The organism is Limnothrix sp. FACHB-406 (genome assembly GCF_014698235.1).
Taxonomy (GTDB): Bacteria; Cyanobacteriota; Cyanobacteriia; order CACIAM-69d; family CACIAM-69d; genus CACIAM-69d.
In genome coordinates, this window is record NZ_JACJSP010000004.1 from 164,965 (window position 1) to 180,952 (window position 15,988).

13 protein-coding genes are annotated in these 15,988 nt (G+C 57.1%); 7 read left to right on the forward strand and 6 right to left on the reverse strand.

Annotated elements, in window-relative coordinates; genetic code table 11:
- Positions 1-100: 100 nt before the first annotated feature.
- The gene (locus H6G53_RS05945; RefSeq protein ID WP_190531459.1) at positions 101-2,692 is read right to left on the reverse strand and encodes an ATP-binding protein; all 2,592 of its coding nucleotides are present in this window, start codon (positions 2,690-2,692) and stop codon (positions 101-103) included.
- Between the two features lie 227 nt (positions 2,693-2,919).
- On the opposite strand from H6G53_RS05945, the gene H6G53_RS05950 reads away from it, so the two are divergent.
- Positions 2,920-4,410 carry a folate/biopterin family MFS transporter gene (locus H6G53_RS05950; RefSeq protein ID WP_190531461.1) on the forward strand — a complete coding sequence of 497 codons (1,491 nt, stop codon included), beginning with the start codon at positions 2,920-2,922 and terminating at the stop codon, positions 4,408-4,410.
- A gap of 82 nt (positions 4,411-4,492) precedes the next feature.
- On the opposite strand, the gene H6G53_RS05955 is transcribed toward H6G53_RS05950, so the two are convergent.
- The gene (locus H6G53_RS05955; RefSeq protein WP_190531463.1) at positions 4,493-5,077 is read right to left on the reverse strand and encodes an HAD-IIIA family hydrolase; all 585 of its coding nucleotides are present in this window, start codon (positions 5,075-5,077) and stop codon (positions 4,493-4,495) included.
- Positions 5,070-6,029: a glycosyltransferase family 9 protein gene (locus tag H6G53_RS05960; protein WP_190353980.1), complete on the reverse strand. Its 960-nt coding sequence runs from the start codon at positions 6,027-6,029 to the stop codon at positions 5,070-5,072. The genes H6G53_RS05955 and H6G53_RS05960 overlap by 8 nt, the downstream gene beginning before the upstream one ends.
- A 329-nt stretch (positions 6,030-6,358) precedes the next feature.
- On the opposite strand from H6G53_RS05960, the gene ispD reads away from it, so the two are divergent.
- A complete protein-coding gene (gene ispD, locus H6G53_RS05965) occupies positions 6,359-7,042 on the forward strand; it encodes a 2-C-methyl-D-erythritol 4-phosphate cytidylyltransferase (RefSeq protein ID WP_099533362.1) in 684 nt (227 codons plus the stop codon).
- Positions 7,043-7,166: 124 nt separating this feature from the next.
- Complete coding sequence (locus tag H6G53_RS18530) at positions 7,167-7,454, forward strand: peptidoglycan-binding protein (RefSeq protein WP_199291406.1); 288 nt, start codon at positions 7,167-7,169, stop codon at positions 7,452-7,454.
- A gap of 220 nt (positions 7,455-7,674) precedes the next feature.
- On the opposite strand, the gene H6G53_RS05975 is transcribed toward H6G53_RS18530, so the two are convergent.
- Positions 7,675-8,013 carry a P-II family nitrogen regulator gene (locus tag H6G53_RS05975; RefSeq protein WP_099533361.1) on the reverse strand — a complete coding sequence of 113 codons (339 nt, stop codon included), beginning with the start codon at positions 8,011-8,013 and terminating at the stop codon, positions 7,675-7,677.
- Positions 8,014-8,815: 802 nt separating this feature from the next.
- Between H6G53_RS05975 and mrdA (H6G53_RS05980) the strand changes: the two genes are divergently transcribed.
- Positions 8,816-10,615, forward strand: coding sequence for a penicillin-binding protein 2 (gene mrdA / locus H6G53_RS05980; RefSeq protein ID WP_190531465.1), 1,800 nt, complete (start codon positions 8,816-8,818; stop codon positions 10,613-10,615).
- Positions 10,616-10,957: 342 nt separating this feature from the next.
- Here the strand turns inward: mrdA (H6G53_RS05980) and H6G53_RS05985 are convergent, their stop codons facing one another.
- Positions 10,958-11,095, reverse strand: coding sequence for a hypothetical protein (locus tag H6G53_RS05985; protein ID WP_158234438.1), 138 nt, complete (start codon positions 11,093-11,095; stop codon positions 10,958-10,960).
- Positions 11,096-11,434: 339 nt separating this feature from the next.
- Here H6G53_RS05985 and mrdA (H6G53_RS05990) point away from each other — a divergent pair, with 339 nt between their 5' ends.
- From mrdA (H6G53_RS05990) to H6G53_RS06000, 3 genes are all read left to right on the forward strand, one after another.
- Positions 11,435-13,291 carry a penicillin-binding protein 2 gene (gene mrdA, locus H6G53_RS05990; protein WP_190531467.1) on the forward strand — a complete coding sequence of 619 codons (1,857 nt, stop codon included), beginning with the start codon at positions 11,435-11,437 and terminating at the stop codon, positions 13,289-13,291.
- 210 nt (positions 13,292-13,501) lie between these two features.
- Positions 13,502-14,428: a lipoyl synthase gene (gene lipA, locus H6G53_RS05995; RefSeq protein WP_190353921.1), complete on the forward strand. Its 927-nt coding sequence runs from the start codon at positions 13,502-13,504 to the stop codon at positions 14,426-14,428.
- 73 nt (positions 14,429-14,501) lie between these two features.
- Positions 14,502-15,251 carry a glycerophosphodiester phosphodiesterase family protein gene (locus H6G53_RS06000; RefSeq protein ID WP_190531469.1) on the forward strand — a complete coding sequence of 250 codons (750 nt, stop codon included), beginning with the start codon at positions 14,502-14,504 and terminating at the stop codon, positions 15,249-15,251.
- Between the two features lie 51 nt (positions 15,252-15,302).
- Here H6G53_RS06000 and fldA read toward each other — a convergent pair whose 3' ends face one another.
- The gene (fldA, locus tag H6G53_RS06005) at positions 15,303-15,815 is read right to left on the reverse strand and encodes a flavodoxin FldA (RefSeq protein WP_190353919.1); all 513 of its coding nucleotides are present in this window, start codon (positions 15,813-15,815) and stop codon (positions 15,303-15,305) included.
- Positions 15,816-15,988: the final 173 nt, after the last annotated feature.

Consider the following 15,988-nt stretch of genomic DNA (forward strand, 5'->3'; position numbering starts at 1 on the left):
TGAAGCGAGGCCTAAAAATCAGCCCCATCATCGCAAGATTTCCAGGGTTTTTCAGCCTGCTGTGGAGAAATGGCCGATCGGGGAGGGCGATCGAACCGGGCTACACCGTCGCCGTGGATCGGGGCCCCGGGTGAATTGTGTTTTGGGGCTTGCTGGATCCGCAAATCGGCAGCTCAATGTAAAACTCCGTGCCCCAATCGGGACTGGACTGGCAAGTCAGCGCCCCGCCGTGCTGTTCCACAATCACTTGATAGCTAATGGACAGGCCCAAGCCCGTGCCTTTGCCCGTGGGTTTGGTGGTGAAAAACGGCTCAAAAATTTGATCGCGTACCTCCGGTGGCATTCCTGGGCCATTGTCTCGAAACCGAACAATCACCAATTGCTGATTCAACGTGGCCGTGGTGATTTCAATGCGGCTGGGATTTTGGCGCATGTCCGCAAGGGTTCGGCCCGCATCCCGCAGGTCGATCGCATCGATCGCATTCACCAACAAATTCATAAACACCTGATTTAGATGTCCCCCGTAGCATTCCACCAACGGCAATGGGCCATATTGCTTAATTACCTCAATGGCCAAGCGATCGGAGCGGCCCTTCAGCCGGTTTTGCAAAATAATTAATGTGCTATCAATGCCCTCATGTAAGTCAAACGTTTGCAACTCTGCTCGATCGATTCGAGAGAAAGTCCGCAACGATTGCACAATGTCCTGCACGCGCCGCGCACCCAACTGCATCGATTGAAAAGTTTTTGGCAAATCCTCAACCAAGAAATCCAGCTCCAACTCCTCTAAAGCTTCGCGCAAGGTTGGCTCTGGGTCTGGATAGAATGTGTCAAACAAACTCATCGCCTTCAGCAGGCTTTGAACATATTCTTCCGCGTGGGTTAAGTTGCCCGCAATGAAGTTAATAGGATTGTTGATTTCGTGGGCTACCCCTGCCACTAATCCTCCCAGGCTTGACATTTTTTCCGTTTGAACGAGCTGGGTTTGGGTCTGTTTTAGTTGACTGAGGGTTGCTTCCAAGTCCTCCGTGCGCTCTGCCACCCGCTGCTCCAATTGCTCATTTGCCTGGTGAATTTCCAGAAATCTTTCCCGCAAACTTTCGGCCATTAACTGCCCATTGGTTGACAGTTGATCAAACTCCTGAACTGGGCTTTGTGGCCAATCCACATCTTGTTGATTATTCACGCGATCGGGCAGGTCTGTGGTGATTTTTGCCAAAATTTGTAAGGGTTTAACCAAGGCCTTGCTCACCCAGTAGGCCGCCAGCATACTGCCATAGACCACCAGCATCACAATCCCAAATCGCTGGTTATAGTCCACCTGCAAATCATCCAGGTGGGGTTGCGCGGGGAATGAAATCCACAAATGCCAACCTAAATTGCCCGGCAGGATACTATCAAGCCAATAGGTGGACTGGCGAGCACGAACCATGGGCGGCCGAGCGGGATCGTTGGTCAAAACCTGATAAAACTCGGCGCTGCTGGTTCCCAGTTGCCTAACCCAAGTTTTCGGCTGACTCAGATTAAAACTATCCTGCGGTTCATAGGCCGGATTCACACTGCCCATCACTTGCTGGTTTTCATTCACCAACACCGCGCCCACCGCCTGATCGTAAATTTTCACCGGACTCGTGAGCGCATCAATGAATCGATCGAACCGCAGATGGGCAATTAAAAATCCCGTGGACTCCAACCCCTGGGTTAAGGGCCGCACCAACCAAAGCTGATGCTCATCGCCAGTTTTGTCCTTCGGAATTGCCACAATTCGCCAGGCTTGAAGCTGATTGAGTTGACTTTCACGTAGCTCCAACTGCGATAGGGACTGAAGGCTGAGAGACACATCAGGATTATTGGTTGCCTGGGTCAGAAAACGTAGTTTGGAATCCAGCACCCAAAGACCATCAATCAGCACATTCTGTTCCAGGGCCGTGATTAATTGAGCTTCGGTCAAGGACTCCGCTTTGAGTTGGGAAAAATCCGTGGCTGTTTCCCAAATTTGTCGCTGCCAATTGCGAATTTGCTCAATGATTGGCGCACTTGCCAGTTGTAAATCTGTCCTGACTGATCGCTCCAAATCCACCAACATTCGGTTGGCATCCAGGGTGAAGAGCAACATAATCGGCAGCAACACAAAAGCCACCAAAATATCGTTTAAAACATCCCGTAACGGCCAGCGAACTGATTGAAACCTTTGTGGAAATCGCTGTCCTAAAAAAGAAAAAATTCCAAGGATGCCGCTGGCAATTAGAGCATTACAGACCCCATTCAGGGCTTGTTTCAGCAAAATGAGCTGCACCTGTAAAACGCCCACCTGCAACAGGGCCCCATAAAACAGAGCCACCAACAACGATCCCACCACCAGCCAATACAGACCATCCAGCAACAGCAAACTTTGGCGATGGCGCTGGCGAACCCACCCCACCAGGGCCGCTTCCACCGTGAAAATAATCATGGCGTAGGGGTGGCTCCAAAGCACCCAGGTATAGCTCCCGATCGCTGCCCCGGCAATGCCACCCCAAAGGGGCCCATAGAATCGTGCCGCCAGTAGAGCGGCCACACTCCCAAAGATAAAATCAACGCCTAAAAATAACTTTGCTCGGTAGTAGTTACCGAGTAAGCCCAAAATAATTAGCCCAATAAAGCAAACAATTTTGAGTCCTTGGGGATGAACCCCCTTTTTCGAAACTGTCATTTTGCCCATTGCTTGAGGAAAAATCTTATTGATCTACAGATATAGACTCAACCGGCACAGATTCCCCAGATACAGACCCAATATGAATTTAATTTCATGGATCTGAGCTTGGGTCTCTTGGCGCGACGGACGAGACCGATCGCCCGCTGGGTTGCCGATCGGGTCGGGGAAGCCCGCTATGATGGAGAGGCTTAGAATTATGAAGTTTTTTTGCTAGAAACTTATCAATGGCCATTGCACCGAACCAAAACATCAGTTCCGGCTCCGACGCGATCGCACCCCAGGATCCGCCAACGGGGCGATCGTCTGGTCTGCGCTCGGTGATCGTAGAAAAGCTTTTCTTTGGCAACGAGCCAACCCCGGAACTGATTGCCATTTTGCTGGTGTATCTGGTGCAGGGCATTTTGGGGCTGGCTCGTTTGGCCGTCAGTTTTTTCCTGAAGGATGAGTTGCACCTGAGTCCGGCGGAAGTGGCGGCCCTGATGGGGGTTGTGGCCATTCCCTGGATGGTGAAACCGCTGTTTGGGTTTATGTCTGACGGGTTGCCTATTTTGGGCTACCGGCGGCGACCCTACCTCATTCTGTCGGGCATTGGTGGGGCCTTGGCTTGGGTGGCGATGGCCACGGTGGTGCATACGGGCTGGGCGGCCATGCTGGCGATCGCCCTTTCTTCCCTGGCCGTGGCCGTCAGTGACGTGATTGCCGATTCCTTGGTGGTGGAACGGGCCCGCAACGAGTCCACGGGCACGGCCGGATCCCTGCAATCCCTTTGTTGGGGGGTTTCGGCGCTGGGGGGCCTGTTGACGGCCTATCTCAGCGGCGTGTTGTTGGAGCAGTTCAGCGCCCAAACGGTGTTTTGGATGACCTCCATGTTTCCGCTGTTGGTTTGTTTTGGGGCCTTTGCGATCCACGAAACCCCCTTAACCGCCCGTCCAGACCTGAGCGTGGTTCAACAGCAGGCGCGAGATCTATGGCAGGCGGTTTCCCAGAAGGCGATTTGGCTGCCCACGCTGTTTCTGTTCCTTTGGCAGGCCACGCCCTCATCGGATACGGCGTTTTTCTACTTCACCACCAATGAGTTGCAGTTTCCGCCGGAGTTTTTGGGGCGGGTGCGGCTGGTGACCAGTGTGGCGGCCTTGATTGGGGTTTGGGCATTTCAGCGGTTCTTCAAAACCGTGCCTTTCCGCAAAATTTTCCTTTGGAGCACGCTGGTTTCCACGGCGCTGGGGATGACAACGCTGCTGTTGGTGACCCATGCCAACCGGGCTTTGGGCATTGATGACCGCTGGTTTAGCTTGGGCGATAGCCTGATTTTGACCGTGGCGGGACAAATTACCTTCATGCCGGTGTTGGTGCTGTCGGCGCGGCTTTGTCCGCCGGGGGTGGAGGCAACGCTGTTTGCGCTGTTGATGTCGGTTTATAACCTGGCGGGGGCGGTGTCCAGTGAGTTTGGGGCCCTGCTGACCCATTGGTTGGGGGTGGATGAAACCCACTTCGATCGCCTGTGGTTGTTGGTGACGATCGCCAACTTGTCAACCCTGTTGCCGCTGCCGTTGGTGGGCTGGTTGCCACAGGATGATGCAACCGATGGCGATGCCCAGCTATCGGAGTTGCCGCCGGAGGTGACAGCCGTGAAACATCGGGAGCCAAACCTAGTGCCAACCTTTATGCCGGAGATGTCTCCGCAGCCCGATCGGCGCGATCGCTCCAAAACTTAGGGTTCAGGCGGGCGATCGGGGAGCCGATCGCCCGCCTGAGATTGAATTAGCAAAGCCGTTCAAAGCCGTTGAGCAATTGAGACTATCGGGGCGATCGCAAAATCCACCGCACCGCTTCTAGCAAATTAGCCGCCACAAAGTCCGGCTGCGTCGCGTGTTGATAGTTGCCCGCCAACACCTGCTCCCCAAACCCCGTCGTCACCAAAATGCCCGTACAACCGGCATTCTTGGCTAGGTCAATATCCGTCGCCTTGTCACCCACCATCACACTGCGCGACAAATCGAGATCCCAATCCCAGGCGGCCGCCACCAGCATTCCGGTGTTGGGTTTGCGCCAAGTGCTATAGCGGGTGAACTCTGGATCTTTGCCGCCTTCGGGGCCGCTCAGGTACGGGCAGTAATAGAGCGCATCCAGCTTGGCCCCTGCTTCTTGGTCAAGCAGGCGACAGAGCCGATCGTGCAGCGCGTCTACGTGGGATTGGGGATAGTAGCCCCGGGCTGGGCCGGCTTGGTTGGAAGCCAAACAGCAAAACCAGCCCGCCTCGTTCAGTTGCCGCACCGCTTGGGCTGTGCCGGGGATTAGGTGCAGGTCTTCGAGGCGGTGAATGTAGCCCGCCTCTTGGTTCAATACGCCGTCGCGATCGAGAAATACCGCCGGTCTAGACACCCAACTTCTCCAGAATGGCGCTGGGGGGAATGTCACTCATCCGATCGGTCGGGGACTTGATGGCCACGAAGCGATCGTCACCGGGCGGCAGCAGCTTGGCGGGATCGGTGGGGCCAAACAGGGCGATCGTGTAAGTGCCCAGGGCCACAGAAATATGCATCGGGCCGCTGTCGCCACAGAGCATCACATTCGCCCCCGCCGTCATCGCCGCGAGTTGACCAATGTTGTTGGGAGTCACCAGTTTCAGGCTCGGACAAGCGGCCTGCAACGTAGCCACAAAATCCGTATCGTCAGGCCCCTTCACTAGCACGATCGGCAGTTCCGGCTTGGCCTGTTGCACCTTGGTCAACACCGCCTTCCAGGAGTCCACCGGATAGACCTTATCAAAGCCCTTCAGCTTGGCCATGGCACTGGAGCCACCATGCACCAGCAAATAACCCTGGCCCTTGATCCCCAAGCGGGCCTGCTCTGCTTCAGCCCAGGCCAGTTCCTTTTGGGGCACTTGCAGCGACAGGGCCGGCCGGGGAGCCGTGATTCCAAAGCCGCGCACCAAGTCGTGGTACAGATCGCCCGCGTATTGCTCCAAATTCAGGGGCACGGGATCGGTCAAAAACATCTTGCCGCCGGCCGCGTAGCCCACGCGCTTGGGAATCCCCGTCAGCCACAGCAGCAGCCCCACGGCCCACCGCCGCCCCAGCGACAGCACCGCGTCATATTCCCGATCGCGGATGGTGCCCAGCAGGTTGCCCCAGTCGGCGGGACTGTTGCGATCCTTGAAGTCAAAGGCGATCGTGTCGCGCACCGAAGCACAGACCTGGTAGGCCGCAACCGATCGCGGCTCCACCACCACGTCAATCTGCGCCTTCGGGTAGGTCTGCTTCAGTTGGGTCAGGGCGGGGAAAAATAAGATCTGGTCGCCAATGCCACCAGGTACGAGGGCGAGGATCTGCATCATAAAACTCGCGGGGTTGCCAAGTAGCGGCGGTAAAACAATATCGAAATCCGTGAAATGAAGCCTGAAAAACCGATAGCCAGCAATGGTGTTTCGACCCGCGAGGACTTCGCAGGCGAATCCAAATCGCTACGGTCAGGAATCGCTCTCAATTTTAGAAGGATCTGCCCTAGGGTCAACTCGATCGCCCAAATCAACTCCAGGGTTTAGGGCAGCCCGTCCACAGCCTTGCGAATTCCCGAGAAAGTCGATTGAATCTTGATCGGGCGATCTGCCCAATCCCATTGGGTTCAGTCACAACATCCACAACATTATTTAGGAAACCGATTTTGTATCTCCTAATTCCGGCGGCCGGCTCCGGCAAGCGCATGGGCGCGGATCGCAACAAACTCCTGATCGACCTAGCGGGCGAAACAATCTTCGCTTGGACGCTGAAGGCCGCCCAGGCCAGCCCGTCGATCGCCTGGATTGGGATCATGTGTCAGCCGATCGACCGGCCGGATTTCGAGGCGATCGCCCAGAACCTGCACCTGACCAAGCCCGTTGTGTTTATCCAGGGCGGCGACACCCGCCAAGCCTCGGTCTACAATGGCCTGCAAGCCCTGCCCCCCGAAGCCGATCGCGTCTTGATCCACGACGGGGCCCGCTGCTTGGCCACCCCAGACCTGTTCGATCGCTGCACCGCCGAGCTGGCCACCTGTCCGGGATTGATCGCTGCGATTCCCGTCAAGGACACGATTAAGCAAGTGGATGCGAATCAAATTGTTAGCAACACGCCCGATCGCGCCACCCTCTGGGCCGCCCAAACGCCCCAAGGCTTTGAAGTGGCCACCCTCAAGGCCTGCCACGATCGGGGCTTGGCTGAAAACTGGGAAGTCACCGACGATGCCGCCCTGTTTGAGCGGTGCGGCTTGCCCGTGAAAATCGTGATGGGCGAAGAAACCAACCTGAAAGTCACCACGCCCCAAGACTTGGCGATCGCCGAGTTCATCCTCCGCCAGCGCCAACCCTAGCCGTTCCCCAACAACCTAACAACCCAACGCCGCAATCGCCAAAGCGAGCGCTACCATAGCGATCGCAGCCCCTACGATCGTCTTCAAGACCATTGTGGGAGTGGCTTTCAGTTGATTCGGAGTGGTGAATATCTTGTCTAGCAATAACCCACCGGCTAAATCCGAACGCTCCGGCGTGCCGGCCAGCGACCAAGTGGTCAGTGATATTTTGCGACTGGGCGATCGGGGTAACCTCGTGCAGGTCGTCCAGCATGAACTAAACATGCGTGGTTTTGATGCGGGACAACCGGACGGTATGTTTGGCCCCCAAACCGAAATCGCCGTCAAACAGGCCCAATCCGCCTATGGTCTCACGCCCGATGGCATCGTTGGGGCAGACACCTGGGAGCGTTTGGGCTTCACGTTCCGCTAGATTGCCGCGAGCACGTTCCACCCCAAAACCCATCAATCAAAAACCGACGCGGGGCCCAGCAGCCCCCCATCGGTCAACTCAAAGCGGCACTACAGTCCGCTGTTGGCAATTCAGACGCAAAATCTGATCATTACCCGCAATTGATCATCCAAAATTCATCACCTGTAATTGATCACCAGGGAGGAGCTAGAGTGCCCCTCTCTGGTGCGGTGACGTTGCCCTAGACCGCCTCTAGGTTCTTCTCACCGGTCCGAATCCGGATGATTTGTTCCACGGGCGAGATGAAGATCTTACCGTCGCCAATTTCGCCGGTGCGGGCCGCGGTGATGATGCACTCAACGACCATATCCACATCCTTGTCGTCCACCACCACTTCGATCTTCAGTTTTTGCAGGAACTCAACGGTGTACTCCGATCCCCGGTAGCGCTCCGTTTGTCCCTTTTGGCGGCCAAAACCGCGCACTTCGGAAACGGTCATCCCGACAATGCCGGCGTTGACGAGGGCAATTTTTACATCGTCCAATTTAAAAGGACGCACGATCGCTTCAATCTTTTTCAAGGCTAGTCTCTCCCTTTGAGCATTCGTTATAGGTCTTGGTGATCACTGGGCCATTGTGGCTTTCCCCTTGGCACACCTCAAAATCCTCAGGTTGGGATCGGGTTTGCATCGGAGTTGTTGCACACAAAATCTCAGCGATCGCCCGGTTCTAGCCTGGGTGTTGCAGCCCCATCACCACCCCAGGGATCTGGCTCCTTGGGAGTTGGCAACCCAGTTTGGTAACCAAGCTTGGCAACCCAGTTTGGCAACCAAGTTGGGGTCAACCAACACCCAAGCATAGAAGGGTTGGCCGTGGCCTGCACAACAAACCGATATCTCTGACGAAATCGGCATTTTATTAACCCGGTTATCAACCTGGTTATCAACCCGGCTAACGGGGCAACCGCCAGGCGGCTGAGCTAGATCAGAGATGAACAACGCCGTGGGGCGTTATCCACAGGCTGACCCTTGCAGGCTGGAAAGTGCTGAGCTTGACCCCTGAGTTCGGCCACCGGACGAGGTTGCACGTTGGCGCAAGTGCCTGTACAGGCCACGCTAAAGCCTGGAACTGCCCACCTGCAAGAGCCAGAGAACAGTGGTTGGCATTTTTAAGGCTAGCCTATCAAAAGCCGGGGGCGCTCAGGCTAGTGGGCTGTATATCCCTGGTTGCGTTGGGTTAACAGTTAGCACTGGATCTCATCAGGGTTTTGTAATGCTCGTTACCGGTTGTTGAGCAAGACCTATCCCGAGGGGGGAGGGTTGGGTGCGGATCAGACAAGCAATGGCCCTTTGTCGTCGGTAGCCCTGCTGGCTTGCACTTGCTATGGGATTGGTATCTATTCGTAGGGGCGGCTTTGCTCCGTCATCGGTCGCGCCCGATCGCACCCAAACCTTCCGTGCCCTGGTCTTGATGACTTTGGTAACGGCGCTGATCGGATCCTTGGCGTTTCGCCTCAGTCGCTTGCAACTGGTGGAGGGGGCTGTGCAGCGCCAGGCCGCAGAGCGGAATCGATTGCGGGGGTTGCCCTTGGTTCCCGATCGGGGGGCCCTGTTCGATCGTAAGGGCCAGGTGCTCGCTCGGAGTCGCTTAATCCGCAGCGTGTATCTGTCGCCCCAGCGCCACAGCCCGGCCGAGTGGCAGCGGATTCTGAAGCCGATGGAAAGCATTTTCGATCGCCCCGTTGCGGCCATTGCCCAACAGATTGCCACTCAGCGTCAGCAGGGCCGGGGTGATATGCCCATTCGGGTGGCCCGGGATCTGACCCCTGAAGGATTTGTCCGGCTGGCAGAACTGGATCCGGGAGCAGGCATCCTCGCCGTGCGCGTGGAAGCTGAGCGGGACTATCCCCACGGTTCGACCGCCGCCCACGTGATTGGCTATTTGGGGGAAGCCAACCCCGAAGATATTAAAAACAACCCCGATTTGCCCATGGGAGCCACCGTGGGCAAGGCAGGTATCGAACGGTTGGCAGAATCGACCCTGCGGGGCACTTGGGGCTACGACTGGATTGAGGCCGATGCCAAGGGCCGTCTCCTGCGGCCGGCGGGCCAACGGCCCCCGAAGCCGGGCCAGCCCCTTCAGTTAACGCTGGATTTGGCCGTGCAACAGGCGGCGGAACGGGGACTTCAGGGACGGCGCGGCGCAGTGGTGGCCATGGATCCCCGCACGGGGGCCATTTTGGCCATGGCCAGCAGCCCCACATTCGATTCCAATTGGTTTACCCAGCGCATTACCAAAAACCAGTGGGCCCAACTCCAAGACCCCAGCCGCCCCCTGTTGAATCGGGCCCTTCAGGGCTATCCCCCGGCCAGCACGTTCAAGATTGTGACTTCGGTGGCGGCGATCGAGTCGGGAGCCTATAGCCCGAATGCCACGGTGGGCACTGCCGGGGCCCTGTCCCTGGGGGGGACGGTGTTTCGGGAACATGGGGGCGGTGGCTACGGCACGATCGGCTTTGCCAGGGCCCTCGAAGTCAGCAGCAATACCTTCTATTACCAGGTGGGAATGAAGACCGGCCCCGAGGCGATCGCCCAATGGGGCCAGGCCCTGGGCATTGGTCAGCCGCTGAAGTTGGGGCTGTTGGGCAGTCGGGGCATGTTGCCCACGCCGGCCACCAAACAAACTCTGTACCGTCAACCCTGGTACTTGGGCGATACGGTCAGTATGTCGATCGGGCAAGGATTGGTCTTAACCACGCCTTTGGAACTGGCCACGGTTGTTTCCGCGATCGCCAATGGAGGAAAGCGTGTGGTTCCCCACCTGTTGGCTAACCAAACCAGCCAATCGGACTTTCAGCCCCAGTTGATCGGCCTGAAACCCGAAACCCTGAACGTGGTGCGCCAGGGACTCAATGCGGTGGTGCGCCAGGGAACCGCCAAAGTGCTCAATGATCCCAGTCTGCCCCCCAGCGCTGGCAAAACGGGAACCGCCGAAGTGCCCAGCGGCCCCAATAACGCAATGTATGTGGGCTATGCCCCGGTGGATCAACCGCAAATTGCCCTGGCGGTGGCTGTGGAAAATGCTGGCTATGGGGGAGCTGTGGCGGCCCCGATCGCGAAGGAAGTGTTCAAGGCTTACTTTGGCCCAAAACCGCCCGCCGCTAATCCGCCCGCGAATCCGTAGCAGATTCACCAAGGAGCAGATTCGCAAAAATCCACGAAACTCCTGCCAAAAGCCTGCCCAAGACCCATCAAAACCACTCCAGCGAGCGGATCCTTCAAGGCCAACCTTCTGTAGTCCCTGGATCTCGGAACAGTTAAGGGCAGGTCAGTCTCAGCAGCTCAGCAACCATTTAGGGGCGATCGCACTAGCCGATCGCCCCTAAATTCATTGATTCGCATCCATTCATGAGGCTCATGAGGCTCAATTCAGGCAATTGCTCAAGATTTTGAGCCTGATGTCATCAAATCATCAGAATCCCAGGTTCAAAATTTCGAGCCTAATGTCATCAAATCATCAGAATCCCTAATCAGCCCTGCGCCCCAAGCCACAAAACAGCGTGCCATCAGGTCTTTGCGGAACCCGATCGCGCCAAATGCCCAAAACTGGTTTGGTCACCCTCAGAATTTCCGGTAAAGTATTGGGCGACGGCCGATTGGGCATGGGTGACAAACAGAAACCCTCATCAATGGGTCACTTAAGCGCCCGCCGCCCATCAGCAAACCCCCGATCGAATCCCCAAAAGCCTAATTTTTGGGATTTCAAGGGTTGCCTTGTTCCTGGTTTTGTTTTTCCCGTCCCGTTGCTTCTTCCCTGTGCGATCGCCCCGAGCCATTGACCCCGAGCCATTGACCCCGAGCCTATGCGTTGATGCTCAGAGCTAGACCAGTTGCCCCATGACCTGCACCTGTTGGTTCGATCGCTAACTGCTCTTGCGCTTGCTGATTGTTGTCCGCTTGGGATTTTTCCCCTTGCTCCCTCTTTCCATCGGCCGATCATCCTATGACGCTGCTACAACCGCTGTACGATCGCCTCAACACCGATGGCCGCACCATCGGGCGATCAAACCAAGGTTGGATTTTGATGGGTGTGGTTTCCCTGTTGATCTTTGGGGGACTGGCTCAGCGCCTAGTGCATCTCCAGCTCATGGAAGGTGAGGCCCTGCGGGCCCGGGCCGAGCGCAACCGCATTCAAACCATCCCCAAAATTCCTAGCCGGGGCAACCTGCTCGATCGCAACGGCAACCTGCTCGCGGGTAACCAGCTCACCCACTCCGTTTCCGTTTGGCGCACAGCGGTTAACCGGCCCAACTGGCCCCGACTGCGGAATGTTCTGGCCACCACCCTCAATATTTCAGAAGACGATCTCCAGGCCCGGGCCGATCATCTAGATTTTGAATCTCGCTTTCTGATTCCTGTTCAGCACAACGTGAAACCCGAAGAGGTCGTGCGGTTGCGGGAATATGGCGTGGATCTGCAAGGGGTGCAAATTGAACGGGAAACCAGTCGCTCCTATCCCTACGGTGAAACGGCCGCCCACGTCTTGGGCTACATCGGCGAAATCAGCAAGGAAGAACTGGAAGGCAACCGATTTCGGGCCCAAAAATCCGCCAAAGGCTATCGCTATGGCGACATTGTGGGCAAAATGGGCCTTGAAAAATCCCTGGAATTTACCCTGCGGGGCCAGCCCGGTAGCGGTCGGGTAGAAATTGACGGCAAGGGCAACCTGATCAACATTCTGGACGATCGCCCCGCTCGACCCGGTGAAGATATCCACCTCAGCTTAGACGTTGACTTGCAGCGGGCTTCGGAATCGGCCTTGGGGGGACGCAACGGGGCCGTGGTGGTCATGAACCCCAAAACCGGTGAAGTGTTGGCCCTCGCCAGCGAACCCCGATTTGACCCCAATATCTTCACCCGCAAGATTGACCAACGCACTTGGCAAGCCCTGCAAAAGCGCCGCCATCCCTTCGTGAACCGAGCTTTGCAGGCCTATCCCCCCGCCAGTACCTTCAAGGTGGTGACCACCGTGGCGGCGGTGGAGTCGGGCAAGCTCCCGCCGGATGCTGTTCTGCCCACCTATGCCTATTTGCCCGTGGATGGTACTCGGGTTTGGGATTGGAACAAATCCGGCTTTGGCCCCATGAGCTTCATCAGTGCCATGGCCATGAGCAGCAACACCTTCTTTGGGCAAGCGGGCCTGCGGGCGGGCGAAAAAAACCTGGTCACTTGGGCCCGGAAGTTGGGCTTTAGCTCACCAACGGGCATTGAACTGCGATTTGAGGAAGCCAGGGGACTGATTCCCAGTGATGAATGGAAGCGGAAAAATGACTTGGGACGTTGGCATCGGGTAGATACAGTCAATGCCTCGATCGGGCAAGGCTACGTGCAAGCGTCCCCCCTGCAAGTGGCGGTCATGTTTTCAGCCGTGGCCAATGGGGGCTATCGGGTGCAGCCCCGGTTGGTGCAGTCCACGCCGATTCAGCGGGAGTCTTTGGGTTTGAAACCCAGCACCTTGGAACTGTTGCGGAAATCCCTGCGCAGTGTGGTAACGGCGGGTACGGGCAAAGCCCTGAATGGCACGGTGTCGGTGGCAGGCAAGAGCGGCACGGCGGAAGATCCGCCCCGGGAAACCCATGCTTGGTTTGGGGCCTATGCGCCCTATGAAAAACCGGAGATCGTGGTGGTGGCGTTTTTGGAAAATGGTGGCGGTGGCGGCAAGGTGGCCGGCCCCGTTGCCCGATCGGTGATTGATGCCTATTTTGCTAAGGCTCGCCAACCCCAAAAGGGCAAATCCAACACCGCCCAAGCCTCAACGGCCAACCAGCCCACCGGCAACAATCGCCAATCTCAGGATTAGCCATTGGGAATCCAAGGCCGATCGGCTAAGAAACCGGTTGAGGCAGTCCCGCCCACGGGGTTGTGCCGTTCCCTTGGGCGCGGAAGCGATGTGAATTTGTGAATTAGCCCTAACTGATTAGCTCTAATTGATTAGCCCTAATTGATTAGTGTTAATTAATCAATAATGAATCAGTGCCCCAAAACTGGGTGAAACCCAACCCGACTACTCGTGAACCCAAACTCCAACCCGATCGCCCAAAAACCTGAATGGCTCCGCGTCAAGGCTCCTCAGTGGGAGCGCGTGGGCAATGTCAAAGATATTTTGCGGGACTTGGCCCTGAACACGGTCTGCGAAGAAGCCTCCTGCCCCAACATTGGCGAGTGCTTCAATGCCGGAACGGCCACGTTTTTAATCATGGGGCCCGCCTGCACCCGCGCTTGTCCCTATTGCGACATTGACTTTGAGAAGAAGCCCAAGGCCCTGGATCCCACGGAACCAACGCGGCTGGCGGAAGCGGTGCGCCGGATGCGGCTGAACCATGTGGTGATTACATCGGTGAATCGGGATGATTTGCCCGACGGCGGGGCGGATCAGTTTCGCCAATGCATTGCGGCCGTGCGATCGGCCTCGCCGGGAACCACGATCGAGGTGTTGATTCCGGATCTCTGCGGTAACTGGGCGGCGCTGGATATTATCCTGTCGGCGGGGCCGGAGGTGCTGAACCACAACACGGAAACGATCGCCCGTCTTTATCGCCGGGTGCGCCCCCAAGGGGACTATCAACGCACATTGGAACTATTGCAACGTGCCAAAACCCTTGCCCCTTGGCTGTATACCAAATCTGGAATCATGGTTGGGCTGGGGGAAACGGCGGCGGAAGTGGAACAAGCCATGGCCGACCTACGATCAGTGGATTGCGATATTTTGACCCTCGGGCAATATCTCCAGCCTTCGCCTAAGCATTTGCCGGTGCAGTCTTTTGTGACTCCGGAGCAGTTTGAAGCTTGGCGGGTGGCCGGGGAAGCCATGGGCTTTTTGCAGGTGGTTTCTTCGCCGCTGACCCGCAGTTCCTACCATGCGGAACAGGTGCGATCGCTGATGGAACGTTATCCCCGATCGCGCCCGCAGTCTGCTGAGGCGCTTTCCGTCGGCTAGGCAACGGTTAACGGATTCCTCAAATTGAATCCTCAAATTGAATCCTTAACTTGAATCCTTTCGCTCCAGAACCATGGCGCAGCTCATTGCCCATCGGGGCAGTTCCGCGATCGCTCCCGAAAATACCTTGGTGGCGATCGAACAGGCGATCGCTGACCGGGTTGATGCGATCGAGCTGGATGTGCAGGAGCTGGCGGACGGCACGTTGGCGGTGCTCCATGACACGAACTTGCGGCGGTTAGCCGGGGTCGATCGCCCCAGCCATCAACTGACTGCTGCGGACTTAGCCCAATTGGAGGTGGGATCCTGGTTTAGTCCCCGGTTTGCGGGAACCCAGATTCCGACCCTGGCGGTGGTGTTGGCCCAAGTGGGCGATCGGGTGGCCCTGAATTTGGAGCTGAAGTGTCATGGCCAGGAACGCCAACTACCGGAAGCCGTGGTGGCTTTGTTGAGGGCGTTTTCCCAAGCACAGGTCACGCTCACGTCTTTTAATTGGGCAATGCTGCAACGGGTGCGGGCGATCGCGCCTGAGTTGCCATTGGGCCCGATTGCGGCTGACCCGCTGGATTGGGCCGCGCTCGATCGGGAATTGGGGGCGGTGGCGGTGGTGTCGTTGCACCATGGCCAGCTCACCCCCGAAGTGGTGGCTCTGGCGCGATCGCGGCAGGCGGCCCTCTGGGTTTGGACAGTGGACGATCCCATCGAAATGGAGCGGGCCCTGAGCTTGGGGGTGGATGGCGTGATCACCAATGCTCCCGATCGGGCCCGGTTCGATCGGCTGGCTGCGGCGGCTCCTAGCCCGATCGGCTCGGACGGTCAATAGCTCACCAGCGCCCAACGGGAACCCCAGAATTTCAGGGCCCAACTGGCCCAATTACAGGCCAAATTCGCGCTTAATCTGGGCCACCCAAGTGGCAATTCGCTCATCGGTCAAGTCCGGTTGGTTATCTTCATCCAGCGCCAACCCCACGAACTGATCGCCCCGTTGGGCCTTGGATTCGCTGAAGTCATAGCCCGCGATCGGCCACATGCCCACGGTTTGGCCGCCCAGGCTGGCGATCTTTTCCTCAAGCAATCCCATCGCGTCTTGGAAATTGTCCGCGTAGCCCACCTGGTCGCCGGGGCCAAAATAGGCCACCTTTTTGCCCGCAAAGCTGATGTCGTCTAGCTCTCCGTAGAGGCCGTCCCAGTCGCTTTGGAGTTCGCCAATGTTCCAGGTAGGGCAGCCCACAATCAGGTAGTTGTAGGGCGCAAAGTCTTCGACGCTGGCATCCGCCACATCGTGCAAATCCACCACGGAATCGCCGCCCAGGGCCGCTTGAATTTTTTCAGCCAAGGATTCCGTGTTGCCCGTTTGCGTGCCGTAGAACAGTCCGATCGTTGCCATAGGTTCGATTCGTTGAAAGGTTGAGGTTGTTGAGGTCGGCCGGCCGAGTACCGATCTCGCTTCAGGGGCGATCGCCATGCACTGCTGGTTACTGGCGATTGACCCTCAAAAGCTTATCTAATGAAATTAACTCTCAATAAATAAGCAATAGCAGCATAGCAAGCTTTTCTTAA